Source organism: Streptomyces sp. LN549 (assembly GCF_043203805.1).
Taxonomy (GTDB): domain Bacteria; phylum Actinomycetota; class Actinomycetes; order Streptomycetales; family Streptomycetaceae; genus Streptomyces.
On the sequence record NZ_JAZHRI010000002.1, the window covers coordinates 9,035,697 to 9,059,511 of the forward strand.

Sequence of the window (23,815 nt, forward strand, 5' to 3'; positions counted from 1 at the left end):
CGCCGCGTGACCGGTTTTGTGGCCGATGGCCGGTCTCCGGCCTGACCGATGCCAGCAAATCGGTCACCCTCTGCGGGAGCGGTCACCCTCTCAGCGCACGATCTGTGTGGTCGATCAGAGCGAGCGCGCCCCTCTCTTTGGCCGTCATGCTCCTTCGCAGTCTTGACCTGGATAGCCGGGACTGGCACTCCGTGTTTGACGGAGCCCTCGTTGACTCCGCAGAGACCAGTCGGGTCGCGACCGCTGCTGTGGCCGGTGACCGACGAACACGGTGACCGATCCGGCGTCCGTGACCGGTGACCGATCCGACCTGCACCGGTCACCGGTCATGACCGGTCCTGCGTTTTGGGCATGCCCAATGACCGGCCGCTCTGACCTCGCGCCAACAGGCCCATCAGGACAGGAGAGCGGCCGCACTCACCAGGCCGTGGTGAGTTCTCGTGGTGAGTTCCGCGCGAGCTCACCCGTGGCAAGTGCCGTGGTGAGTTCTCGTGGTGAGTGGTCAATCCGCCTTTCGGCAGGTCGACAGTGGCCACATTATGGGCAGCTGAGGCGAGCCTGGATGTCGCGGCAGAGGCGCTGTACCTCCGCGTCGTTGTCGACGCTCCGGAATCGTCCCGCGCGTTGGGGCAGTGCGAGCTCGGCCTGGATGCGGGGGAGGGCTGGTGCCGCGGCCGGGCCCATCCGGTCGAGGCAGGCCAGGACGTGGTTGCCTGTCGCGTCGTTCTTCTCCCAGGCGGCCAGCAGCGTCTGCACGACGACACCGGCTTCGGCCTCGCCTCCGATGTCCCAGAGCGCGGCTGCGGCGTGGACGCGGGTCCACTCGTAACCGGCGCCCAGCAGTTCGCGCAGTCGTGGCAGAGCGGTCTGGGCGGGCGGGCCGATCCGGCCGAGGGCATCGGCAGCATCCCGGTTGCAGTGGCTGTCCAGCAGAGCTTCCAGCCTTGGCACAGACTCGGCGGCGTCCCGCCCGAGTTCCCACACGGCAGTCGCGGCCGCCGCGCGGAGATTCACATCCTCGGCATCGGTCAGCGGGCGGATGACCATCAGGGCCGGCGCGGCTCCGGGGCCGAAGGCTGCGAGGGCGTTCACGGCGGAGGTGGCAGTGGACCAGTACCCATACCGGGCCGCGGCGCTCACGGCATGGGTGAGTGCGGGTAGCCCCGCAGGATGACGCAGCTCAGCCAGGGCGGATATGAGGGCACCGGTGTTCGTTTCGGGCCACTGCTTTGAGAGATCGGCCTCGGCAAGGAGCCGGGCCAGTCTCGGCACGAGCTCCTCAGCGGCCGAGCTCAGGTGCCCGGCAACCTGGACGGCACGCCACGCGTCGCACCCCGTGTCCAGCGCGGTCAGCAGGCAGGGCAGGGCCCGTGCGTCACCGAGGCGCGCCAGCGCCATGACGGCTTCCTGATGCGCACGGCGCCGCAACGGATGGGAAGTCGCCCACACGTCGGATCCGTGTGCAGCGCGGTGGGCGTCGACGTAGGCGGCGAGGGCTTCACGGGCCGGTTCGGAGACAAAGGTCAGGGATCCGAGGGTTTCGGCGGCCGCGGCGGCGGTGTACGGGTCCTCAGGCAGCAGGCACTCTGTGAGGAGCATGACGAGGGCGGTGTGCTCGCCCCTCCAGGAGGTGATCAGTTCCTTGGCCATACGGATCGCGTCGTACCGGGTGGCGGGGTCCGGGCTGCGGAGCTGTTCGGTGAGCAGCGCGGTGCGCTCGGGCAGGCGTGCGTCGAGCACCCCGTGGAAGCGGCGAAGGAGATCCGTGGTGGGTGCGTGGACACGGTTGTGCCGCTCGAGGTCGGCGAACGCGGCAGCTATCTGCGGCGGCACATCCTGCCCGGTTGTGGTTGCCGGCTCGGCAGCGCAGGCACAGGCATCGGGCGCGGCCTCACAGTTCTTGCCTCGTGGTTCGGGCTGGGGTGCGGGCGTGAGCTGTCGGAGCAGGCTGATCGCTGTGGGGACGGTGTCGGCGTCGATGCTCGCGGGGGAGCACCGTGCCAGGTGGACGAGGGCGGCCAGGCGGATGTCGGGATCTACGGTGGCTTCGCCGGCCAGGGTGTCGAGCCACGCTGTGGCGGAAGAGCGGGCTGCCGGAAGCCGCAGCGCCAGGTCTGCCATCGTCCGGACAACCAGCAGCCGCTCGACAATCCCGCGTTCTGCGGACAGCCGGTCACGCAGGAGCGCGACGGCTTGCTCGGCGTCTTCGAGGAAGTGGCTGACGCCCTCGATCGCCGCCCGGCGTACGGAGGGGTCGGGGTCGTAGGAGTGGGAGATGAAGATGTCGGCTCGCTCGCGTATGAGGGCCAGGCTGTCTGCGCCTGCTGTGGACTCAGTGCCGTCTGGTGTGAAGTAGAGGCCGTCGCTCCGGTCGGCCGATTCGCGGCCGATGCTGAGCAGTAGCTGCACGATGGAGGCACGGTCGGGGGTCGCGGCGTCGTCGGCCATGGCGAAGAGGAACGGCAGGCTGGCCGCTGTACAGGGATACACGTCACCTTGGTGGTGGGCCGCGCCGTAGAAGTCGCCGAATGCCTTGTCCCGGACCTCTGGGTCGGGGGAGGTCATCGCCCGCAGCCACGCGGGAACTTCGACGGCCGGGCCATAGGCGTGGTTCATCGACGACCAGTCGATGCTGTCCAGTTCGTTGATCATGGGCGGCACTCTGCCGGAGGGCACTGACAACGACATCCGGCGCCCCGGTGAGCGGGGACCTGCTCCGTGCTTCTGCAGGGCCTTCCGTGGGAGAGCTGTTCTCGACGGGCGGTCAGGCTTGGTTGGTCGTACGGTCGGTAGGGGTGCCCTGACAGGACGGCATTCTCTGGGTTGGCCCCGCGGTCACTTCGCACGTGCGCGGGGTCAACTGCTGTCCGGACATCTCGGAGGCAGGTGGCGCACGAACTCAAGCATGGGCGACCGACCTGTTCAGAAGCCCGCACGCGGCTGTGGACCAGCTGCGGCCTTCTCGCGCGCCATCAGCTGCGTGTGTCCGTCGCACTGCGGGCTTCGTTCACCGAACCCATGAGGAAGTTCGACGCGTGAGCATCCCGGCCGTGTGCGTGCGTCAGTACGATATCCGGCTTGCCGCCCACGGATTCGGCGCGCTCCACGGTGTCGAGCATCGGGGTTGGTATCTGCTGGAGCAGTTCACAACTCCAGGTTCGGCGTCTCCGTGGCCGTCGAGGGCCGCATCGCTCCGTCGCGTCTCGCAGTTGGCGCCTTGCTCCCGCTGGAGCCGGACGCACAGCTGGATTAAGCGGCGGCCCGTCGGTAGTGAATGATCTTGAACAGCGGAGGACTCCGGAGGGGTGATCGCTGGGGCGTCGCGGGCGTCAGCCGGTAGGAAAGCTGTCCGCGCCGAGGACGTGCAACAGAGCCAGCTTGTCGTAGCTGTCGGTGCCGGGCGTCGCGGTGAAGATGAGCAGGGACTGTGACTGGTCGGGGTCCTGCAGGCTCTGGCAGAACAGGTCGATGCGCCCGACCTGGGGGTGAACGAACCGTTTGGTGTCGCTCCAGTGCAGGCCGACCTCCTGCCGGTCCCACAGTGACGCGAACTCTGTGCTTTGGCGCAGCAGGCTCGCCATGAGACGGGCGGCCTGCGACCGGGGCCCTTCCCTTGTGGTCGCTGCCCGCAGGAGGGCGACGTTCACACGGCTGTTGAGACCGTGGTCGTCAGGGAGGTACCGCTGGCGGGCGGCCGGATCGGTGAACCAGCGGTAGGGGGCGCTGCGGGCTTCCCCAGTGTAGTGGGTCTGTTCTCCGAGCAGGGCTACGGCGGGAGACGTCTGCAGCAGCGTCTCGCCGAGGGGACCCATGACCTGTGCCGGGGTGTCCTGCAGCCGGTCCAGGATGCGCATCAGTCCGGGGTTGACGTGCTCGCTGCGCAGCCGCCGGCGCGGTGTGCGGTGCCCGCACAGGAGAAAGAGGTGATCGCGTTCGTCCGGGTTGAGGCGCAGCCCGCGGGCGATGGCTGCCGCCATCTGCTGCGAGGGCTGCGGCCCGCTACCGCGTTCCAGGCGGGCAAAGTAGTCGGCCGACATGTCGCACAGTTCGGCTACTTCCTCCCGTCGCAGCCCGCGGGCGCGCCGACGCGATCCGCGGCGCAGTCCCACGTCTTCCGGTTGCAGCGCCTCCCGCCGGGCACGCAGGAAGGCGCCCAACGACGCGTGGTCCACCGTCTGCTCCATGGGCCTCCCTCCAGAGGTCAGGTGTAATCCGGACGCCGGTTGAGGCCGCCGTGCATCCACCATCGTCGCAGTCGCGAGCGACCTCAACCACTGACTGCGAGTCAGTGGTTGAGCGGGTCCTTCATCCGCGCCGCCGGGTGCCGTCCACTGGTCGTTGCGGAACGACGCAACGCGTTCCGCAACGACTGGGGTGCGCAGCGACCGGCACCGCAGCGACTGAGATGAGAGGGGCCCCTATGGCCAAGTGGACAGCTGCCGACCTGCCGGAAATGACCGGTAAGACGGTACTCATCACCGGAGCCGGCAGCGGCATCGGCCTGGTCACCGCCCGCGAGCTCGGGCGCGTCGGCGCCCGTGTCGTGCTGGGGGTGCGCAGCACGGAGAAAGGTCTCCGGGCGATCGCGGGGATGCCCGGCGACTTCGACGTCCGGCGCCTGGACGTCGCTGACCTGGGATCGGTACGGAGCTTTGCACAGGCGTGGACCGGCGACCTGGACTTCCTCATCAACAACGCGGGTGTCATGGACGTCCCGGCGGCGCGGACCGCGGACGGTTTCGACGTGCAGACCGCGACGAACTACACCGGCCCGTTCGTCCTGACCAACCTGCTCATGCCGCACCTGACCGACCGCGTCGTCAGCGTGACCAGCCAGCTGCACCGGCAGTCCAAGCTGAATGTGGACGACTTCGACTGGCGGTCGCGCAGGTACCACCCGATGAACGCCTACCGCGACTCCAAGCTCGCGGTCGTGCTGTTCTCCCTGGAACTGCAGCGGCGCCTGACAGCGTCGGGCAGCCCGGTCCGGTCGGTGCTCGCCCACCCCGGCATCGCCACGACATCGCTGGCCGCCCACTCGTCGGCGAACGTCATCAACCGCTTCACGTTCCTGCTCAACGACCCCCAACACGGAGCCCTGCCCACCCTGTACGCCGCGACGCAGAACGTGCCCGGCAACGCCTACGTCGGCCCGGACGGCTTCGGCAGCATCAAGGGCTACCCCACCGTACGCAAGCCGGGCAAAGCCGGCCTGGACGAGACAAAGGCCGGCGACCTGTGGCAGGCGACCCTCGCGCTGACGGGAACCGACCGATGATCTACCTGGAAGCGGCCGACCACGCCGGCATCTTCGTCCCGCACGCCTTCGCCGAGCAGACCGTCGACCTCGGTGAAATCCGCATGAACTACGCCGTGGCCGGCGACGTGTCCAACCCCCGCACTGCTCCTCATTCCCGCACAGACCGAATCGTGGTGGGGCTACGAGGACGCGATGCGGCTGCTCGCCGACCGCTACCAGGTCTACGCCGTCGACCTGCGCGGCCAGGGCCGTTCGACCTGGACACCCGGCCGCTACAGCCTCGACATCGTCGGCGGCGGCCTCGTCAGGTTCATCGACCGCGTCATCGCCCGCCCGGTCGTCGTCAGCGGGCTGTCCTCGGGCGGGACCATTGCCGCGTGGCTGTCCGCGTTCGCCGCCCCGGGGCAAGTGCTGGCCGCGGTCTACGAGGACGCCCGCTGTTCGCCTCCGAGGCCGACCCCGTCGTCGGGCAGTCCATCAGCCAAGGCATGGGGCCGATGTTCCGGCTCTGGCACAAGTGGCTGGGACCCCAGTGGTCGATCGGCGACTTCGCCGGAATGCAGGCAGCAATGGACCGCGAAATCCCTGGGTGGATGCTCGAAGCACTGCGACAGCTGGCCCCGGCCGATCCTGACGAAACCCCGGCCGACACCCCCGGGGGCCCTCCGCAGGATCTCCGGGAGTACGACCCGGAATGGGGGGACGCCTTCGCCTCCGAACGGGCCACGCTCACCTGCGACCACGAGACCATGCTTCGCCACGTCAAGGTGCCGGTCCTATTCACCCACCACTTCCACCACATCGATCCACAGACCGGAAATCTCATGGCGCGATCTCCGACCAACGGGTCGAGCGCGTCCGGCACCTCGTGGAGCGCCGGGAACTCCTTCACCTACCGCGCTATCCCGACCATGCCGCACTCTCTGCACGGCCACGACCCGGCCGGTTGCGTCACGACGGTCACCGACTGGCTGGCCGGTATCCCCTCCATCCGCTGACCCTCGCCGCCAACCACAGCCGGAGAGACCCATGAATCCCACAGGCAACACCATCCTCATCGCCGGAGCGACCTCCGGCATCGGCCTCGGCCTCGCGCTGCGGCTGCACACGGCAGGCAACCGGGTCATCGTCTCCGGGCGCCGCGAGGACAGGCTGGCACAGATCGTCGCGGAGAACCCCGGCGTCGAGTCCGTCGTGCTCGACACCACCGACCCGCTCGCCATCCAGGACGTCACCGCGCAACTGCTGCAGCGCTTTCCCGACCTCAACGTCTCGGTCGCGAATAGCGAAGCTCCTTCGAGTAGTTCGCGATGAGGTCGAGATCCCGCAACTGCCGCTGCAACTCGGAAGCCAGCGCTTCGTCCGAATCAGGGACGAGCTCGTCTTCCTCTTGTTCGGCGAGGTACTCCAGGTGTTGGTCAACGGCTTCCACCGCCCGGCGGCTGGTCCAGTTGGCGAAGTCGTAGCAGCCGAACAGATAGGCGTGCGCGGCATACAACGTCGCGGCTGCGGCCGACTCGTCCGCATCATCAGGCCCGTCCTGGCCGTCGTTGTGGCAGTACTCACTGAGCATGTACTCGGCGACACCGCGCTTCACCGCCGAGAAGGCCGTCGTGTCACCGAGGACGCCCTCCCATACAGAGTTCAACAGGGGGCGAAGGCCCACGGTGAACGGCGCCTGCTCGTCCTCGGGCAGGGCCTCGTGCCAGCTCATGAGCCGTTCCGCAACGCCGGCAGTGAACACGCCCCGTTCGCTGGCCGACGCCGCCTTCAGCCGCTCCTCCACCAGCACCGAAAGCTCCTGCCACCTGTCCATACGAGCCATCCCCGAGTCGTGAAACCAGCGTGCTCACGCCGGCAACCGCGATCATCGCATTCACCAGGGACAACGCATCAAGCACGGATCCTTGGCACGAACTGCGGGATACGGCTGACGCGGCTTCCCCGTCCACGGACCAGATCAACTGAGACGCCGAGCGAATCGGACCATCAGCTGAGACAGGGGCCAGATCGCTTGAGACGGGACAGTGGGCCTGCCCCTATGTGCTGGGACACGCCAGCCGGAACCTGGACGCGGGAGACAGAAGGTCTTCCTCGACACTCACGACGACCCCTGGTCCTCGAATTGCCGGCCCGACTCGTCCGCGACTGCCGTCACAGGCCCAGCAGTAGGTCCCGGACGACACTGGGCTGGGACAGGAACGGGTGGTGACCGGCGTTGAGTTCGACGACGCTGCTGGCCCGGCGGGCGAACTTGCGCTGCAGACGCGGCGGGGTGCCCCGGTCCTGGGCACAAACGACGTACGTCGAGGGCACCTGCTGCCATGCGGCCGCCCCGACCGGCTGCCCGGCCACCCGCACGCTCTGCCGGGCGAGGTGATCCGCCGCCCGCGCCTGGACCTCGGGGTCGCAGTCCTGCAGGAACGTGTCCACGAGCAGCTCGGGGCGAACTCCGAAGGTGCCGGCGTCGGGGTCGACGTCGAGGAACGGGGCGGGGCTGCCGTCCCCGAACTCCGACAGGCTCTGCCCGACGTCGGGCAGGTAGCTGGAGACCATCACCAGGTGGCGTACCGACCCGACGCCCGCGGCGGCTTCCGTGGTGACGATGCCGCCGTAGCTGTGGGCGACCACAACGGTCGGCTCGTCGCTGTCCAGCAGCGCCTGCCGTACTGCCGCGATGTCCTCGGAAAGTCCCGGCCCCTCGACACCTCCGGGCCGGCCCGCCTCGCCGCAGCTCGGCAATGCCGGGGCCACGCTCAACACCCCCCGTTCCTCAAGCAGTTCGGCGGTGCGGTGCCACCACCACGACCCGTTCTGTACGCACGCCCCGTGCACGAACACAACCCTCATCGCTACCTCCACGCCTGCCGTGACTGCCTTTCGATCAACGGTAGACGTAGTCGTTGTTACGCGAAAAGATGTCGGCATGGGCAGACGACCGCAGCCAGAAATCAAGGACGGGCTGCTCGACGCCTGCGCCGACTACGCCCTCGCGCACGGACTCCCCGATCGGCTTGAGCCACTGGCCACCGCCACCGGCACCTCGGCCCGCATGCTGATCTATCACTTCGGCACCCGCGACGCCCTGTTGCGGGCCGTCCTCGGGCACGCGCGCCAACGCCAGCTCGACACGTTCGGCGACCTCCTGCGGGTTCGACCCGACGAGCCCTACAGTGCCACCCTTGATCGCGCCTGGACCTCGATCACCGGCTCGGGCGGCCAGTCGTACCTGCGAATGTTCGGCCAGCTACGCGAGAGCACGGTGCAACAGTTGTGGCCCGACTTCCGGCGCACCGCCACGACCGACTGGCTCGGGCCGCTCGAGGACGGCCTGCGCAGCATCGGCCAGCCGGAACTGGCGACGCTCGTTCTCGCTGTCATCCGTGGTCTCCTCATGGACCTCGACGCCACCGCCGACACCCTCCGCACCGACCGGGCCTTCCGCGAATTCCTCGCCGCACTCGGGTATCTGTCCAGCGGCGACCGCTCAACCGCCCACCGCACCCAGGAACGCGTCGACAGCAGCACGGCCAGCACCGACCCGGCGTCGGGCACGTAGTGCCGCGAGCGGTCAGACCAAGATCAGCGTTATCACCGGAGGCTACCGGCAACGCCATCACTCAAACTTCCCTACGTTGTTCTGCGGGACCGGGCGAGCCCTTCGTATGGTTCTCCCACCCAGGGGCGTCGGGTGTGGCTTTCAAACTTCTGCCGCTTGTGGCTTCCATCGATTGGCCGCCCGACGCCCCACGACGACTCGGCTGCCAATTAGGAATTGCGAATGATCGCTCCGTAGGGAATCGACAGCGAGGTCGTCCGTCGGGAGGCACCAGCACACCCCACTGCACGGAGGCACCACATGGCCGCGATCTGGGCCGGCATCGACGCAGGCAAGACCCACCACCACTGCGTCGCGATCGACGAGAGCGGCCGTCGGCTGCTCTCGCGACGCGTCGCCAACGACGAGCCCGAACTCCTCGAACTCCTCACCGACGTCCTGGCCCTGGGCGACGAGGTGACCTGGGGAATCGACCTGGCCGTGGCGCCGACGAAGTTCACAGCGCCGCTGGAGAACGTAGCGCCGACGAAGTCCATGGCGCCGCCGGAAAACATGGCGCCGCCGAAGTCCACAGTGCTGCCGGAGAACATGGCGCCGCCGAAGCTGACCGTTCCGTCGGGGAACGTAGCGCCGCGGAAGCTGACCGTGCCGCCGGAGAACCTGGCGCCGCTGAAGTCCATGGTGCCGTCGATCGTGACGCCTCTGAGATCGAGGTCGCAGCCCTGCCAGGAGCGGTGGGTGCCCTGAGGACGTCGAGAGTGGTCGCCGATGAGGCGCAGGATCGTGTGCCGGACTTTACGAAAGGCCAGGTAGCGGTGGTGTCCCTCCTGGTGGGCGGGGTCATCGCCGGGGTCGGGGGTAAAGGGCAGCTGGAGGTAGGCGCACAGGACGTCGATGCAGGTCTGGCGCAGGTTGTCGTCAGGGGCATCGCCGGCGAGGCCGGCCAGGGCGTGGACGCCCCCGAGCCGGACAGCGGGTGAGTCGGATCCGAGCTTGTCGACGGCCTGGGAGAAGCGTTCAGCATGCAGCCGGGTGGCTTCGCGGTGGGCGCCAGCCTCGTCAACGCGCTGGCGGCGGTAGGCGACGACCAGGGCGACAAGTGCGCCGGCCCCGGCGACCACCCCGAAGGAGAGCTTCACCAAGTCGAAGAGTGTCTTCGCATCGAGCCTCGCGGCGGTGTCGATCTCCTGGAAGCCCAGCAGCACTACCAGCCCGTAGAAGACGCCGCCTGCACCCAGGATCGCGGCGACGAACGTGAGGGTGAGCGCCCGGCCGACTCTCCACAACCGCAGCTCGCGTTCATTCAGTGATCGTGAACTTCGCCTGGGTGTCATGACGTTGAAGACAATGCACTGAAGTCAGCGGTTGCAGCCAGCACGATAACCACCTGGCCCTTGCGGCCGTTTCCGCTCCTCGTTGGAATTGGATGACTACCTGCAAGTGTCTGCGGCCCAGCAGTCTCCCCGCGACACGCTCGTGGGCACGGTCTACACGTATGAGGACAATTCTCACCGACTGACCGCTGGCGAACTCCGTTATTGCGGGCGCGGGAGGCGGTGTCCGACCACGGCTCCGCCGGTCGTCGTACGGTCCGAGCGCAGAGGAGTCCGACGGCGAGGCAGAAGCCGGGGTCAGACCGTCGGCGGCTGGCTGGAGGGCGTGGCCTGGTCGGCTGGTTGGTCCAGCTGCTGCTGGCGGCGTCGCTGCTCGTTGCGGTGGTCCTCGACGCGCTGGGTGAACTTCTTCAGCGCCTCGTCCTCCTGGCCAGGCCTGTAATCGCTGTATGGCCCGATGCCGAGTCGGACGGCGTTCGCCTCCTCCTCGATGGCGTCGGCGGTCTGCTGGAGGAAGTAGCTGCGCTCGCGGAACTTGTAGTAGCCGGTGAACATGGCAGCCACTGTGATGGCGAAACTGATGGCGGTCAGGGTGACGCTCTGCCAGGTCAGCTCCTTGCCGGTGTCCAGAGCCGCAATCGTGGTCGTGGAGGCCGATCCGACCATGATGAGGGTCTGCAGACGGTTGTGGATGCTGCGGTACCTGCGGCTGTCGGCCTGATACTGCTCCACCAGGGATGCGACGTCTTCCCGGTACACGTTGCGCCGCAGCATCAGCGACGGTGGGTGTGCTGCGTTGATAACGTGTTCGGCCAGGTGAAGGACCTCGAGGTCGTCTTCCAACTTGGCGAGGGGCTGTGGCTTCCGCAGCCGCGTATCGGCTACAGCGCCTGCGATGCAGAGGCCGCTCACGCTGAAGGAAAAGATGCTTGGTCCGAAGAGGAAAAGAGAGGAGGGTGTCTGCCACTTCCACACCACCCAGCCGATACCCGCCGCGAGAGCCACGCCAGCGACCAGAATGGCCATCCGTCGCACTCGAGCTACTGAACGCGCCTGAGCCAGCTTTCGCTCAAGTCGCGCGGCATCATCCTGGAGCTGTGCCCAATTGATCATCTGTTCCAAAGGAGTGCCGATGATGCTCGCAGTGGGCGAGGGATCGTCGTCACTCCCACGCTCTTCGCTCAGGTTCCGTATGACCTGGTTGTACGCCTCTCCGAGCCGGTGGGCCGCGTCATCGTCGCTGTCTCGGGGTGTCATGCCGGATCAGCGGCCAAACGCTTCGGTGAGGCTGATGCGGTAGCCGTCCTCTTCCATCAGCACGACGGTGACGCCGAACGGGTCGGGGTGGTCCAGCTCGATCGGGGTGAAGGCGTAGTTCACCGCAGTCTGGATGGGCGGGACCAGCTCGCCGCCGGGCTGCGGCGCGGGGGCCGGCCTCCAGTCGGGGGCGACCGACGCCCAGCCCTCGGGGCTGCGGGACAGGAGCTGCTCGGTGTAGGGGAACTGGTGCAGCACATGCCCGTCGCGGGTGGCGAGCACCATGTTCAGGCACGGTGCCGGGCCGACGATCGGGAGCTCGCAGGCGGTGGCGACGTCGTGCGTCTCCCACGCGAGGACGACCTCGTCCGCGCCGGCCGCCGCGGCGATGTTCGCGAGCTCCGCGATCCCGGCGAGAGAGTCCTGGCCGACCCGGAGCGGGCGGACCCAGATCAGTCCGACCAGCTCGCCGCGCACCAGCGGCATCATGAGCGGCCGGGGCACCATGCCCTCGCACAGCGAGGCGCTGTACGTCTCCTTCGCGACGCTGACCAGACTGTTCCACATCCGTGCTTCCACGGGAGCCCCCTCCGTCTGCCGTAACCGATCAACGCCGACCCTGCCGCGCAGGGTGATGTCGTGTCAGCGGGATGATCGGCCAGCTGTAGGGGGGCCGACAGCAGAAGCCGGGCGGCTCAGACCGCGTACGGCAAGCACCTGGTTCGCATGGGCCAGCTCATCCCGGCCGTGCTGTACACACACGTCATGGACTGCCCAGGGCCTCGCGGCCGCGCTCGTCCCGGCGGCAGGCCAGCAACGGACCAGGTTCGCGCTGAGGTCCGCCCTACTTGAAGACCCCGAGTACCACCGCGAGCACAGCGCTGATCACCATCAACGCCATCGCGAACGCCTTGCCCGACGTGGAAACAGACTCCGGTACCGGGCTCCCGCCCCAGCGGGCGATAGCGAACGCTACCCCTGCCACAAAGAACGAGAAGACCACCGCCAGGCCGATCCCCATCAGCACCATCAGGGTGTGGGTGACGTTCAAGACTCCCCTCCAAAATTCACTTCGTGTAGCGGTACGCCGTCGCACCGCACTGAAATGACGATCCACCCCCCACCTGCGCGGATGAACCGGTTGGATGTTGTTCGCGGGACAACGTGGGGTTGTTTGGCCAACAACCCGATTAGGAGGGGGACGACGTGGGAGCAGCAAGGCGGCCCGGGCGGCCGTGGGCGGAGGCTCGCGGGGCGTCCGAGGAGATCAACGAGGTCGTTCACATCCTTCGCGGCTGGCTTGATGCGTCCAATGTGTCGGTGGCAACGCTGCACCGCCTTCTGACACCGGAGCACTTCGACGGAGCTCCACGATCCGTCCCTCCGGTCTGGCGGTTACGCGAGCAGCTCAACGGCGTGGGTCTGACGTGGGAACTCACTGAGGCCGTCGCAGACATCTGCTTTCCGGCCGAGACGGTGCAGGAGGCAGCTCACCGGCTCGATCAGGTTCGGCGGTTGTGGGACGCAGCGAACACCTCACCCACCGCGGCTCATGTCGATCCGACGTACAACCTCGTCGAGGCGCAGAAGGACACGATTCGCGCATTGGAGGAGCTCAACCGTGTGCGGCAGGCGTACGAGGTCAGTGAGCAGGCCCGGCTGCAGGCCTTGCAAGTGGCCACAGTCCTCTTCGCGCTGCTCGGCCAGACGCAGGCTCAGGTAGCCCAGCTCACACGGCAGCTCGATGCTCTCCGCGCCGCCGACAGCCCTCGTCCCGTCGAAGAGGTACGGACCGAGGGCCGCCTCGATCGCGCCCAGAAACAGACCGAGGACCTTCGCCTCCAACTGGCACGAGCTGAGGAAGAACGCGACAGAGCACAGCAAGTCGCGGATCTCGCTGCCCGTCAGATCAGCCAGCTCGAGAAGGAGCTCCGCGACCTCAGGCCCGGTGCGGAGCACGGTGTTCCGGCTCAGAGCGGGGCGGAGGTCGCGCTCCCTGGGCCAGCCGGAACTGCTGCGGATGATGATGCTCTTGACCAAGTTGACGCGGCCCTCCAGAAGGCCCGCGACGTTCTCGACCGAGAACACGAGGCGGTTCAAGAAGCTGCCGAGGACGTCGGGTGGCGGGATGCCGGCCAACAGAGCCAGGCGCCTCCAGAAGCCGCCGAGGACGAGGAGTGGTGGCTGGTCGAAGACGCGGAAAAGCAAGGGGGAGTCGTCCCGGGCCAGGTCGTAAGGGACGTACCAACGGTACGAAACGACGAGGAGACGTTGTTCGGGACAACCTCTGATAACCCTCCCACCAGCGCAAATACCCCTGGTTCCGGTACAGAACTTGCGGTCCGGAGGGAGGGTGACCGCGTCCGGTTCATTGGGGCCGCGACGCGTCGGATCTCGCGCGGGATGGACCTCGACGAGATCGTGCTCGGGCTGTGCCGCGCGAGCGTACCGACGTTCTGCGACACCATCCTGGTCTACCTCCGTGACCCGCTCCCGGTGGGCGACGAGCGGCCGACCGCGCCGTTCGTACTGCGCCTGCGCCGCACCGATCAGCTGCGGTTGAATGACATGGAGGGCGAGGAACTGCCGCTCGCCCCCGACTTGAATCCGACCCCTGCGGCCGAACTCTGCGAGGTGCGTTCCGGCGGGGCCCTCGCCGATGTGATGCGCCATGTCCGGCCGGTCTTTGGCGAGGCCACCGGAACCCCCGCTGCAATGCGGGAGCTATTCGGCCCCGAGCACGGCGTGCCAGGATCGCGCCGAACGATCCTGGCCCCACTGCGGGGACGGCGCCGCGTCATCGGCGTTGCTGTCTTCCTACGCACCCATGAACGGCCGGCCTTCGATCCGCACGACCTGCTCGTCTCAGCTCAACTCGCCACTCATACAGCGCTCAGCATCGACAAAGCCGTCCTGTACGGCCGGGAGGCTTACCTCGCCGGTGAGCTGCAGCGCGCGATGCTGCCAGATTCGCTGCCTCAACCCCGCGGTGCCAAGATCGCCTTCCGCTATCTCCCGGCCGCCGAAACGGCACGGGTCGGCGGCGACTGGTACGACGTGGTCCCACTACCTGGCAGCCAGGTGGCGCTGGTGGTTGGCGATGTGATGGGCCATTCCATGACCTCCGCTGCGATCATGGGCCAACTGGGGACCATGGTGCATACCCTGTCCGGGCTGAACCTGCCGCCGGACGAGGTTCTCAGGCGGCTCGACATTCAGGCACAGCGCCTGGGTCCCGACCGGATGGCGACCTGCATGTACGCGGTGTACGACCCGGTCGCCCATCGGATCAAGATCGCCAACGCGGGCCACCCACCTCCGATCCTGCTGCACCTCGGCGGTCGGGCAGAGGTTCTTCGGGTCCCGCCAGGAGCGCCGATCGGTATCGGCGGGGTCGACTTCAGCACCGTCGAGTTTGACGCGCCTCCCGGAGCCACGCTGATTCTCTACACAGACGGTCTGGTCGAGTCCCGCATGCGGGACGTGTGGACCGGGATAGAGCACCTGCGGCAGCGCATAGCCGACGTCAGCCTTCTGAGCGGACCCGACCACTCGCCGCCCCTGGAAGCGCTCTGCGACGACGTCCTCGACATGCTCGGCCTGGGCGACCGGGACGACGACATCGCGTTGCTCGCGGCCCGTTTCGACGGGATCGAACCGTAAAACGTGGCGTATTGGTTCCTGGAACCGGAGGACGCAGCACCCGGGCGGGCCCGGCGGCGGGTGCTGGCCTGCTGGGACCTGGGGGAGTCTCGGGCGCCGTCGAGCTACTGGTCAGCGAGCTCGTGACGAACGCTCGCTGCCACCACGTTCTATGGGCTGGTGGTGCTGCTCGACTTCAAGGAGGTCGACACCACAGCGAAGCTCGACGCAAGGACCTGTTGGCGCTCCTTGAAAATGGCTCTGGCCGGAGTTTCGTGAAGGGCCAGGTCGTCGGAGTGGAGGTGGCTGGGATTCAGCGGCACCCTTCGTAGGTCGCTACCCAGCAGCCACAACCATGCCGGCCGTGACCTGAGGACGGTTGGGGAGCAGCGACGCGAGGTTGTCCCTTACGAAGTCCGCCGCCCGCTCGATCGACTCTTCGGCCCCGGACTGGTCTTCGAAGACGCTGGTAGAGACCATCACTCCGTCCCCGGCGTCCACCCAGTAGTAGGCCACGAATCCGGGGACTCGGCGGAGGAGAGGCACGAATCCCTCGTCCACTCGGCGTCCCGCCTCGGCAGAGTCAGTCACTCCTTCGTAACGCCGAATTACTGCGTACACAGCTGATCTCCTCACAGATCCCCAGTTCACCTTGCGCGAAGCGACCTACCCCCACCGAGCATCTTTCGCTCGGGGGACTCCCGGAAGCGACCCGTATAGGCGCACCGGTGATCCAAACCGGGGATCTGCTGTGGCCGAGGCGGAGCGAACCGGGACGTCACGGAAGTCCGGTCAGAGCCTTGAAAATCGCCACCCTCTGCTCAGGGGTTGTCCAGACCTGCTCACCTTCGCTCCCCATCCATCGGCCCCCAAGCGGCTTCTGTCAGATGCATGGTGCAAGGTGTGCACGGTTGCCATGATCTATGAACATGAACAGACGCAAGCTGACCGGGTGGTTGTTGGCGTTCGTGTGCGCGGCAACGGTGGGGACAGTGGCGGCGTGGGGTTTACCGGGGCTTAAGCAGGGTGATGTCGACCCGCTCGGCGCGGCGATCGCCTTGATGGGGCTTGCGCTGGCGGTCTGGTCGGGGTGGATGTCTTGGCAGGGACTGCGCCACCAGGAGAGCGACGCGGTTGCAATGGCCGGACGGCTGGCGCAGGCGGTACTGCGAGCGGAGACCGAGGCGAGGACGCAGCTACTCGGCGGGGACGGCACGACGATCGATGTGCGATTCGGCTTCCGACCAGCTACGGCCCGCAACGCCGCCGGTGCCGCCGTGGAGGGGCGATTGAGCGAGGTGGTGAACTACTACCAACGGCTACGACCAGGGCGTCTGGTGATCACCGGGGAACCAGGGGCAGGCAAGACTGTGCTCGCCCTCGAACTCCTCCTTGCTCTGTTGGAGGAGCGCAGGCCCGAAGACCCGGTACCGGTACGGCTGCCTCTGGCTTCCTGGCTCCCCCTGACTGCCTCTCACCGCGGCACCGTGCCAAGCACGGGTGCCAGCCATACTCCGGGCGATGCTGTGAAGGTGGTACAGGCGTGGGTGTGCCAGCATCTGGTGGACACCTACCGAGGGATCTCCCCTGCTGCCGCAGCGGCGCTGATGGACGCAGGACTCATCCTTCCGGTGTTCGACGGGCTGGACGAGATGGACGCCGGAGACACGCCGGGGTACGGCTCCCGAGCCCGGCAGGCGTTGGACGTACTCAACGCCTTCCAACGTGGCCGGGCGAAGGCGTGCCTGGTGCTGACCTGCCGCAGCGGGCAGTACCAGGCGCTGGAGGCATTGGAGGTTTGGGCTCAGGACGCCGCGCGAGTGGAGATCGGTCGGATCAGTCCCGCCCAGGCCCGCCTGTACATCCAGCAACGGGTGGGAAGCTCAGCGCGATGGCAGGGAGTGCTGGACACACTTGATCGGCCCTCGCCCTCGCCGCTGGCACGGGCTTTGTCCACCCCCTGGCGGCTGACCGTGGCCGTGACCGTCCACGAACAGCGTGATCTCGACGGCGCTTATCTGCGCTCGCCCCGGGATCTGATCTGTCCCGAACTGGGCAGCGACCGGGCGGTCCGCGACCACCTTCTCAAGCTGTTCCTCCAGGACGCCACCGCCCGGTACCGCGCCCCGCAGAGCGACATCTACACCCCCGACCAAGTCAGGGCTTGGCTGGGTGTGTTGGCCGCCTACCTCAACACCAACGCCGCCACCGGGCGCACCATGGCTGGCAAGGCCCTGTCGGGCACCGATCTGACCCTGCACGAACTGTGGCCCGTGGCCGGCAGCCACCGTCCTCGCATTGCCCACCTTGCTCTCCTCACCGGAGTGTTCCTGGGAGGCGCGGCCCTGGGCATCTGGGGATTCGGCATCGAGTTGTCCGGCGGGGCAGTCCTCACCATGGCCGTGGCCCTCTCGGCTCTCGGGCTCACGTATGTTTTTGCGTGGCCGGAGCCCTCGCGGCTCGACCTGAGACGGCTGCGTACCCCCCAGGGCCGACGAACTGCAGCATTCTGGCTCGCGAACACATTCATGGCCAGTGTCGGTTTACCGCCCCTGGGCGGGTGCGCGGACGAGGGCACCCTCAGCGTCGTCGATCCCCGCGTACTTGTTCGTATCAGCCTCACGAGCGGACTCGTGGTCGGGCTCGGTTCCGGGCTCATGTTCGTACTCGCGACGACCGGTCTCGCGGCCGGGAACGCCCCGACGACGGTCAGGATCATAGTTGGGATCATGCTGGCGACCGCGGCGGGGAGTGCGGGGAGTGCCGGGATGCGCTACCTCGCCCTGCTGCTGTGCACCCGCCGCGGTGCCCGGGCTTTGCCCTGGCGCCTCGGCCGGTTTCTGCAGTGGGCTACCAATGCCGGCCTTCTTCGGAAGGCCGGCATCGCCTACCAGTTCCGCCACCGCGAACTCCAGGACTGGCTCGCCGCCCCCGCCAACCGTCCCTGATGGCCGCTGCTCTCCAGCTTGGTCCAGCCTCTGGATCCCTGGCTCAGGTCAGGGAGGAAGCCGGAGGCCCGGGCCCATCCGGCCGCTGCCTGGAGTGGAGCGCCGTTCGCTCGTCCGTAGGTGGGTGATGCCGTGCTCGATCCTAAAGTCACGGGCGACGTCGGCGCAGTAGGGCAGCGGCGAGGGCCGGGAGGGCCCGTACAACAGCGACCACATCGGACCGGTGGGCTCGGAGGATCGCGACGACGCTGACAACCGTGGCGCAAAGCAGGGCGACGACGAGACCGAGCGGTACGGCGGTGGCGAGCAAGGCGAGTGGATGCATGTGTGTCTCCCGGTTGAGGGCGTGCGGCGGTAGGGCAAAGGAGGCGTGGCGAGGGCAAGCACGCCCATCCCGGACGACTCGACAGGCCCGGAAGTCGTTGCGGTTGACTCAGTAGACATCACACAGGGTGAGTAGAGAACACCTTTCAGTGCCTAGTGGCCAGGTGCGCGCTGCCCGCGTCTCGCCGCGAGGAGGGATGTTCGCTTCCCAATCCCCACCGCGCGTCGCCATGCCGCGCGACGTTTCAGGTCGGCCTGTGTGCAAACGCCGGTGCAACAGGGATTTGCAACGCCCCAGCGCTTGGGGTTCTGACCTGCGCAAAGAGTCGTTGCGCGGCCTATCCGTGGTGTGCTTCACTCCGCCCTAAAGTGCGATTCATGAGCGATTGAATGAGTGAATCAAGGCGCGATCGGCTATGCTGTCTACTGGAGGTGACCTCTGTGTCCACTGAGAACGAGTTGTTCAGCGCCGTCGATGCGCTGCTGGAGCAAGTCGCGCAGGACGAGCTGCCGACCCCTGCGGAGCGTAAGCGTCTGCGTGAGGCGGCTGGTCTGAGTCAGGCGCAGATCGCCACGGCGCTGGACGCCCGCCGGGAAGCAGTCGGGAACTGGGAGGCCGGGCGGACCGAGCCGCGGCCGCCGAAGCGGGCCGCGTACGCCCGGCTGCTGGAGGGCCTCGCCGCCCGCTATCCCACCCAGGCCGTCGGCGCGCCCGCCGCCCCGGCTCCGGTGGTCCCTGAGTCGTTCACCGGTCCGGCCCCGGAGCCGGTCTCGGCACCCGCCGTGCCGCCGTCCCGGCCGAAGACCGAGACGAGCAGTACCACCAGGCCGTCGGCCTCGTCGCGGCGCCCGGGTGCGAAGAAGGCGGTGGCGAAGAAGACCACGGCGGCCGCCGGCGCCGTCGACCCGCGTTTCGAGAACGGGCCGCTCGCTGTCATCGACTGCGAGGACGGGCAGGTGTCGGCGTACTGCGTCGGCGGCCTGGTCCTGGACGTGCCCGCCAAGTCCATCCCGGCGCTAGTCGACTGGACGCTGGCCGAGGCCCGCCTCGGTCAGGCCCGGCTGCACCGCAACGGCCGCGACGCCGACCCGATCCTCATCCTCACCGCGGCAGCACTGGAGCGCTTCGGCCTGCCCGCCGCCCTGTCGGAGGAGGAGCGGCACGCGAGCCGGCTGCCGGAGGGCCACAAGGTGGTCAAGCAGATCGGCAAGGCCGGCCTCCAGCTCACCCAGCGCGGGTTCGGTCCGTGGGCCCGCGTCTTCCGCGAGCCCGAAGGCTCCCGGCGGCGCTGTGTCCAGCTGTGCATCCTGCCGTGGAACGCCCTGGACACCCGGGAGTGGGGCAAGAAGGACAACCCGCAGCTGCTGCTGACGATGCACCCGGCCGACCTCGCCCAGTACCTCGGGCTGTACGCGGCGCGGGTGATGACGCCGCGCGGCACCACCGCGACGACAGGCCTCGAGCTGATGGTCGCGCTGCGCCCGCCGACCCGCGCGGAGAAGGACCCGGCGACGGGTGAGTTCAAGCGCGCGTTCAACGACGACGCGCTCACCGCCGTGTACGACGTGGTGGAGTGCGAGGTCCCCGACGAACACCCGGTCCTCAAGGGCAAGTTCGCCCGGCATCACATGCGCACCCCGGCAGAGATGCTGATGGAGGAGCCCTACGACTGGTGCCGGCCGCTGACCGATGACGAATGCGTGAACCAGTTCCTGGTCGCGGTCGACCTCAACATGTCGTTCGCCGCGGCCGCGAACAGCCTCACGGTCGGGCTGAACGGGCCGACCCACCTGACCGGCAACCTGCGGTTCGACGCCTCACTGCCCGGCTCGTGGCTGGTCGACCTGAGCCACGTCGACCTGTCCCGCGTGCGGATCAACGGCCGCAGCGTCGACGGCGACCGGCTCCCGAGCCCGTTCACACCGAAGGGCGACCGGCCCGAGGGCCCGGCCTGGTACGCCACACCCACCGTCGCCTACGCGGTGGAGCTCGGCTTCGACGTCGCGCCGATCGAGGCGCACGTCCGCACCCAGTCGGGCCGCTACCTGGACGCCTGGTACAAGCGGCTGCGCGACGCGTACGTGGAGACGATGGCCGACATGGGCATCACCACCGACCTCGGCGGCCAAGACTTCCTCGACGCTATGGCGCAGCGCAAGCAGGCCGACCCGACGATGGCGCTGCTAGAGACCGCGATCAAGGCGACGGCGAAGGGCGGCATTGGCAAGCTGCGCCAGCGCAGCCGGGGCCAGGTGCCGTACTACGAGCCCTACCCGGCGCTGAAGCGGGAGACCTGGCGCCCCGACATCCGGGCCGCCGTACTCGCGAATCAGCGGGTTGGCCTGCACCGCAAGCTGATGAAGACGGCAGCCGCCGCCGACCTGTACCCGGTCTCCATCGGCACCGACGCGATCGTCTACCCCTCGTCCGGCCCGTCGCCGCTGGACGTCCTGCCGCACACGCCCGAGGGCAAGCCGGCACCGGGCACGTTCCGGCTCGGGGTCTCGCCCGGGATGGTGAAGCACCAGGGCACCCAGACCGTCCTGTGGGCAGAGCAGCAATTCGAGGAACGCGGCGGCGTCTTCAACATCGCCAACCTCATCAAGACCGACCAGAGCGCCGGCGAAGGGGAGTAACCGATGGTCGACTCGCTCGGGGACAGTCTGGACCGCGCGCTGGAGGGGGCGTTTACCCGCCGCATCCCGCAGAGCGCCCAGGCGCAGATGAAGTACCTGGTCAAGCAGCTCAAGGGCACCAAGGCCGCCGCCCAGGCACTCGGGATCTCCCAGCGCACCGTGGAGCGATACGTCTCGGGCAAGCTCAAGCGGCCCCGCCAGGAGCTGCGCGGCCGCCTGGAGCGCGAGGTCAAGAAGCGGTGGCAGCCGCAGATCCGTGCGAAGGCGCGGAAGAAGGCGGCGTCCACGGGCGGGCTGGTCGTCTCCACCCGCGCCCGTTTCGGATTCGAATCCGCTGGGGGCACGACCGACGACGCCCGGATCCGGGACATCACCCAGGCCCTGCCGCCCCAGTACGCCGACCAACTGTTCAGCGCACGGGAGCAGGGCGCCAACGAGGACCAGCTCCGGCAGATCGCGGCCGATGGCCTCGCGCAGATGTACTTCCGCGCCAACAACAGCCGCGCACCCGGGCTGGGCGTGGAGTTCACCGACGTGGAACGACTCGACATCGAGCTGTAGGCCCGCTCATGAGCATCGCCTGGGCCCCGGCATTGAAGCTGCCGGGGACCAGGCGCTTTGCGTCATGGGAGAGGCTGGCCTCCGAACTCCTCGGCTACCAGATGTCCTGTTCGCCCTCTGGGCCAGCCGATCCTGTGGCCGCGGCCCAGTCCTCAGGGTGTGCCACGGACAACAGCCGGAACTGCTGCTCATGGGTGCTGTCGTACGGTGTGGCGGCCGACTTCATCCGGACGTGATCGTTGATGAGGAGCATCTCGATCACGCGCGCGGCGGTCTGCAGGTCTGCTTCGGTTGTTCCGGCGGGAATGGCCGTGGGGAACAAGATGGTGTCGTTCTTGTCGCGGTCGACGTAGAACCCGCGCTGCTTTGCCAGGTTGGCGATCCTGGCAGCGGCCTCCGCTTCCTCCTGTCGTGCCTTGTGGGCCTGCTCCCACTCCTCGTAGCTCGATCCCGTGGCACGGACGGCGCTGTAGTCGCCCCAGAACTCGGCGAGGTCGTCACCGAAGACCACCGCCTCAAGGTACTTCTTGGTATGACTCTTTCCGTGCTGAGCCAGGGCGTCCACCGTCCGGGGCTGATCAGCACCGGAGCTCCAGTCCACCTGGAAGACGTTGTAGATCCACAGGGCCTTCCCAAGCTCCTCCTGCGCCAGGACGGTCAGGGAGTAGGCCCGACCGTAGGACCCGACGCTCAGCAGGGTGCGGGCGTCGGTGATCAGTGAGGAGGCGTTGTCCACCAATGCTTTCCAGAACTCGCGCGCCTGTCCTGGGCTCATTTCGGTCATGAGCCCAGTGTGCCGACTTCCCGACTGGGCCGGCAGCACACGTACAAAGCGCCTGGCCCCGGCATTGAACCGCCGGGGCCAGGCGCTTCGCATCCTACGCGCTACGTCCTCGGCCGGGGCGAGGCCCGGTAGCTCTCGACCAGGCCTTCCATGCCCGTCAGGCCGGCGTCCAGACCGAGCTGGCGGAGCCAGTCGTCCACCTGCTCCTGGCGGTCAGTGTCGTTTCGCAGGTTCAGGGCCGGGTTGGCGCGGAAGACGCCGCCACTCGATGGACCGGCGTCCGGGATCTCCTGCAGCCCGTTGGAGTGGAGGAGTTCCTTGACGTGCCGGTCCGCAGCAAGGTGGAGCTCGCGCGGCTGAGCCACAAGAGCGGTGTCGATGTCAGCGATGCGGGCGATCTCCGCGACAACTTGGGGATCGACGGCAGTCTTCAGCAGCCCGTCGAACAGGTCGGCCAGGTCCGGCACCGCGTACCGGTGTTTCCATCCTGCGCTCCCGCGGCTTTCGGCGTACTGGCAGACCCTGGCGATGATGTCGATGGTGACGCTCGCGACCGGATGCCTTTCCGCAGAGCCATAGGCTTCGGGGAGGTCGACCGACACTACTGCTTCGACCAGATGCATTCTCTCGTCGGGCCGGCCGGTGGCCTGCCATACCAGTCGGGCCTTCCGAGCCCTGTTGTACCCGCGCTGACGGAAGCCCGTGGCGTAGACGATCGCCCCGTTTCCGAGGTTGTGCAGAGCCGCGGGGAGAGCGGAATCGTCCAGCGCCCGGGCGAGGGAGGCGACGGCCCTCTCCGACAGCGGACGCCAGGCACCGGCCTCGCCCATCGGGAGGTTGATGCCGGTGCGGAGGATGAAGTCGGCGGTGGCCTTGCCCTCGTTGTCCCTCTCCAGGTTCGGGGACAAAATGTGCTGCCCCATGGGCAACACCGTTGCGGAGGGTTCCTCGCGGACGAGTTGGAGAAGCCGGGCCCGGTCGGCAGTAGCGTTGCGTCCGCTCAGCCGGATCGGCGCTTTCAGCTTGACCAGCACAGGCCGGGGCGCGACGTTGGCGTCCACGCGGACGACCACCACGCTGCGCCCCGATCCGTCGCCAAAAGGCACATTGAAGAAAGTCGGTTCCCAGGGTGGATCGAGCATCGTGCTGCACCCGCTGACGATCTGGTCGATCGTCGTCTGGGCGTCGACGCCAACGACCCGCTCGACGCCCGGCTCCACCTCGTCGTTGATGCCGACCAGGATCATTCCGCCGTAGGTGTTGGCCATTGCAGCGATGGTCGTCACCAAAGTCGAGGAGTACTTGCTTTTGTACTCCAGCGTCAGGCTTTCCACCTGGTCCAGACGCGCGGCGAGGGCGCGAATGCGCTCGATTGTCAGGTCCGCCGCCGACGCGGCGAACAAAGAGTTATTCATCCCTTCATACTCCACCAACGGCCGTACCCTCACGACGAATTCGCGCGTGGACAAGCACCGAAGCGACGGGCCCCTGAGTCGCTTACGGTCTCGA

20 protein-coding genes and 4 pseudogenes are annotated in these 23,815 nt (G+C 67.8%); 10 read left to right on the forward strand and 14 right to left on the reverse strand.

What is annotated here, in order from left to right:
- Nucleotides 1–537: 537 nt before the first annotated feature.
- The 3 genes from SH922_RS39995 to SH922_RS40005 all read right to left on the reverse strand — a co-directional run bounded on the left by SH922_RS39995 (nt 538) and on the right by SH922_RS40005 (nt 4,184).
- Complete coding sequence (locus SH922_RS39995) at nt 538–2,652, reverse strand: HEAT repeat domain-containing protein (protein WP_393063386.1); 2,115 nt, start codon at nt 2,650–2,652, stop codon at nt 538–540.
- Nucleotides 2,653–2,972: 320 nt separating this feature from the next.
- Nucleotides 2,973–3,119 (reverse strand): hypothetical protein, encoded by a 147-nt coding sequence (locus SH922_RS40000; protein WP_393063387.1) that lies wholly within the window; start codon nt 3,117–3,119, stop codon nt 2,973–2,975.
- Nucleotides 3,120–3,329: 210 nt separating this feature from the next.
- On the reverse strand, nt 3,330–4,184 hold the full coding sequence (locus SH922_RS40005; RefSeq protein ID WP_393063388.1) for a helix-turn-helix transcriptional regulator: 855 nt from the start codon (nt 4,182–4,184) through the stop codon (nt 3,330–3,332).
- 236 nt (nt 4,185–4,420) lie between these two features.
- Here SH922_RS40005 and SH922_RS40010 point away from each other — a divergent pair, with 236 nt between their 5' ends.
- The 4 genes and pseudogenes from SH922_RS40010 (at nt 4,421) to SH922_RS40025 (ending at nt 6,574) form a co-directional block, all read left to right on the forward strand.
- The gene (locus SH922_RS40010; protein WP_393063389.1) at nt 4,421–5,278 is read left to right on the forward strand and encodes an SDR family NAD(P)-dependent oxidoreductase; all 858 of its coding nucleotides are present in this window, start codon (nt 4,421–4,423) and stop codon (nt 5,276–5,278) included.
- 174 nt (nt 5,279–5,452) lie between these two features.
- Nucleotides 5,453–5,746: pseudogene (locus tag SH922_RS40015) on the forward strand (alpha/beta fold hydrolase); the annotation flags it as partial.
- Entirely contained in the window at nt 5,638–6,258 is a 621-nt protein-coding gene (locus tag SH922_RS40020; RefSeq protein ID WP_393063848.1) for a hypothetical protein, read from the forward strand. The pseudogene SH922_RS40015 and the gene SH922_RS40020, both read left to right, overlap by 109 nt.
- 31 nt (nt 6,259–6,289) lie before the next feature.
- Nucleotides 6,290–6,574 (forward strand): SDR family NAD(P)-dependent oxidoreductase, encoded by a 285-nt coding sequence (locus SH922_RS40025; protein WP_393063825.1) that lies wholly within the window; start codon nt 6,290–6,292, stop codon nt 6,572–6,574.
- On the opposite strand, the gene SH922_RS40030 is transcribed toward SH922_RS40025, so the two are convergent.
- Nucleotides 6,525–7,076 (reverse strand): hypothetical protein, encoded by a 552-nt coding sequence (locus tag SH922_RS40030; RefSeq protein ID WP_393063390.1) that lies wholly within the window; start codon nt 7,074–7,076, stop codon nt 6,525–6,527. The genes SH922_RS40025 and SH922_RS40030 overlap by 50 nt on opposite strands.
- A gap of 338 nt (nt 7,077–7,414) precedes the next feature.
- A complete protein-coding gene (locus SH922_RS40035; RefSeq protein WP_393063391.1) occupies nt 7,415–8,110 on the reverse strand; it encodes an alpha/beta fold hydrolase in 696 nt (231 codons plus the stop codon).
- 76 nt (nt 8,111–8,186) lie between these two features.
- Between SH922_RS40035 and SH922_RS40040 the strand changes: the two genes are divergently transcribed.
- Both SH922_RS40040 and SH922_RS40045 read left to right on the forward strand, forming a co-directional pair.
- The gene (locus tag SH922_RS40040; RefSeq protein ID WP_393063392.1) at nt 8,187–8,819 is read left to right on the forward strand and encodes a TetR/AcrR family transcriptional regulator; all 633 of its coding nucleotides are present in this window, start codon (nt 8,187–8,189) and stop codon (nt 8,817–8,819) included.
- 300 nt (nt 8,820–9,119) lie between these two features.
- Nucleotides 9,120–9,296 (forward strand): annotated as a pseudogene (locus tag SH922_RS40045) (transposase); the annotation flags it as partial.
- A 137-nt stretch (nt 9,297–9,433) separates the two neighbouring features.
- On the opposite strand, the pseudogene SH922_RS40050 reads toward SH922_RS40045, so the two are convergent.
- The 5 genes and pseudogenes from SH922_RS40050 to SH922_RS40070 all read right to left on the reverse strand — a co-directional run.
- A pseudogene (locus SH922_RS40050) lies at nt 9,434–10,153 on the reverse strand (pentapeptide repeat-containing protein); the annotation flags it as partial.
- A 297-nt stretch (nt 10,154–10,450) separates the two neighbouring features.
- A complete protein-coding gene (locus SH922_RS40055) occupies nt 10,451–11,179 on the reverse strand; it encodes a DUF4231 domain-containing protein (protein WP_393063393.1) in 729 nt (242 codons plus the stop codon).
- A gap of 237 nt (nt 11,180–11,416) precedes the next feature.
- Nucleotides 11,417–11,977: a hypothetical protein gene (locus SH922_RS40060; protein WP_393063826.1), complete on the reverse strand. Its 561-nt coding sequence runs from the start codon at nt 11,975–11,977 to the stop codon at nt 11,417–11,419.
- A 277-nt stretch (nt 11,978–12,254) separates the two neighbouring features.
- Nucleotides 12,255–12,461, reverse strand: a complete 207-nt coding sequence (locus tag SH922_RS40065; protein WP_331762214.1) for a hypothetical protein — start codon at nt 12,459–12,461, stop codon at nt 12,255–12,257.
- Nucleotides 12,462–12,946: 485 nt separating this feature from the next.
- A complete protein-coding gene (locus SH922_RS40070; protein WP_393063849.1) occupies nt 12,947–13,618 on the reverse strand; it encodes a hypothetical protein in 672 nt (223 codons plus the stop codon).
- On the opposite strand from SH922_RS40070, the pseudogene SH922_RS40075 reads away from it, so the two are divergent.
- Nucleotides 13,595–15,207: pseudogene (locus tag SH922_RS40075) on the forward strand (PP2C family protein-serine/threonine phosphatase); the annotation flags it as partial. The gene SH922_RS40070 and the pseudogene SH922_RS40075 sit on opposite strands and share 24 nt — an antisense overlap.
- 181 nt (nt 15,208–15,388) lie before the next feature.
- On the opposite strand, the gene SH922_RS40080 reads toward SH922_RS40075, so the two are convergent.
- Nucleotides 15,389–15,613: a hypothetical protein gene (locus SH922_RS40080; protein WP_267047436.1), complete on the reverse strand. Its 225-nt coding sequence runs from the start codon at nt 15,611–15,613 to the stop codon at nt 15,389–15,391.
- Between the two features lie 368 nt (nt 15,614–15,981).
- Between SH922_RS40080 and SH922_RS40085 the strand changes: the two genes are divergently transcribed.
- Nucleotides 15,982–18,000, forward strand: coding sequence for an NACHT domain-containing protein (locus SH922_RS40085; RefSeq protein ID WP_393063394.1), 2,019 nt, complete (start codon nt 15,982–15,984; stop codon nt 17,998–18,000).
- Between the two features lie 148 nt (nt 18,001–18,148).
- Here SH922_RS40085 and SH922_RS40090 read toward each other — a convergent pair whose 3' ends face one another.
- Nucleotides 18,149–18,325: a hypothetical protein gene (locus tag SH922_RS40090; protein WP_393063395.1), complete on the reverse strand. Its 177-nt coding sequence runs from the start codon at nt 18,323–18,325 to the stop codon at nt 18,149–18,151.
- A gap of 440 nt (nt 18,326–18,765) precedes the next feature.
- Here SH922_RS40090 and tap point away from each other — a divergent pair, with 440 nt between their 5' ends.
- Both tap and tpg read left to right on the forward strand, forming a co-directional pair.
- A complete protein-coding gene (gene tap / locus SH922_RS40095; protein WP_393063396.1) occupies nt 18,766–20,961 on the forward strand; it encodes a telomere-associated protein Tap in 2,196 nt (731 codons plus the stop codon).
- 3 nt (nt 20,962–20,964) lie between these two features.
- Nucleotides 20,965–21,522 (forward strand): telomere-protecting terminal protein Tpg, encoded by a 558-nt coding sequence (tpg, locus tag SH922_RS40100; RefSeq protein WP_393063397.1) that lies wholly within the window; start codon nt 20,965–20,967, stop codon nt 21,520–21,522.
- Between the two features lie 94 nt (nt 21,523–21,616).
- Here tpg and SH922_RS40105 read toward each other — a convergent pair whose 3' ends face one another.
- On the reverse strand, nt 21,617–22,306 hold the full coding sequence (locus SH922_RS40105; RefSeq protein WP_393063398.1) for an AbiV family abortive infection protein: 690 nt from the start codon (nt 22,304–22,306) through the stop codon (nt 21,617–21,619).
- Nucleotides 22,307–22,407: 101 nt separating this feature from the next.
- Nucleotides 22,408–23,775 carry a helix-turn-helix domain-containing protein gene (locus tag SH922_RS40110; protein ID WP_393063399.1) on the reverse strand — a complete coding sequence of 456 codons (1,368 nt, stop codon included), beginning with the start codon at nt 23,773–23,775 and terminating at the stop codon, nt 22,408–22,410.
- Between the last annotated feature and the right edge of the window lie 40 nt (nt 23,776–23,815).

Coding starts and splice junctions, on each gene's coding strand:
- SH922_RS39995 (WP_393063386.1), bottom strand. CDS start 2,652: ATGATCAACGAACTGGACAGCATCGACTGGTCGTCGATGAACCACGCC.
- SH922_RS40105 (WP_393063398.1), bottom strand. CDS start 22,306: ATGACCGAAATGAGCCCAGGACAGGCGCGCGAGTTCTGGAAAGCATTG.
- SH922_RS40005 (WP_393063388.1), bottom strand. CDS start 4,184: ATGGAGCAGACGGTGGACCACGCGTCGTTGGGCGCCTTCCTGCGTGCC.
- SH922_RS40035 (WP_393063391.1), bottom strand. CDS start 8,110: ATGAGGGTTGTGTTCGTGCACGGGGCGTGCGTACAGAACGGGTCGTGG.
- SH922_RS40030 (WP_393063390.1), bottom strand. CDS start 7,076: ATGGACAGGTGGCAGGAGCTTTCGGTGCTGGTGGAGGAGCGGCTGAAG.
- SH922_RS40010 (WP_393063389.1), top strand. CDS start 4,421: ATGGCCAAGTGGACAGCTGCCGACCTGCCGGAAATGACCGGTAAGACG.
- SH922_RS40040 (WP_393063392.1), top strand. CDS start 8,187: ATGGGCAGACGACCGCAGCCAGAAATCAAGGACGGGCTGCTCGACGCC.
- SH922_RS40060 (WP_393063826.1), bottom strand. CDS start 11,977: ATGTGGAACAGTCTGGTCAGCGTCGCGAAGGAGACGTACAGCGCCTCG.
- tpg (WP_393063397.1), top strand. CDS start 20,965: ATGGTCGACTCGCTCGGGGACAGTCTGGACCGCGCGCTGGAGGGGGCG.
- SH922_RS40055 (WP_393063393.1), bottom strand. CDS start 11,179: ATGGCCATTCTGGTCGCTGGCGTGGCTCTCGCGGCGGGTATCGGCTGG.
- SH922_RS40025 (WP_393063825.1), top strand. CDS start 6,290: ATGAATCCCACAGGCAACACCATCCTCATCGCCGGAGCGACCTCCGGC.
- SH922_RS40000 (WP_393063387.1), bottom strand. CDS start 3,119: ATGCTCGACACCGTGGAGCGCGCCGAATCCGTGGGCGGCAAGCCGGAT.
- SH922_RS40090 (WP_393063395.1), bottom strand. CDS start 18,325: ATGCATCCACTCGCCTTGCTCGCCACCGCCGTACCGCTCGGTCTCGTC.
- SH922_RS40085 (WP_393063394.1), top strand. CDS start 15,982: ATGAACAGACGCAAGCTGACCGGGTGGTTGTTGGCGTTCGTGTGCGCG.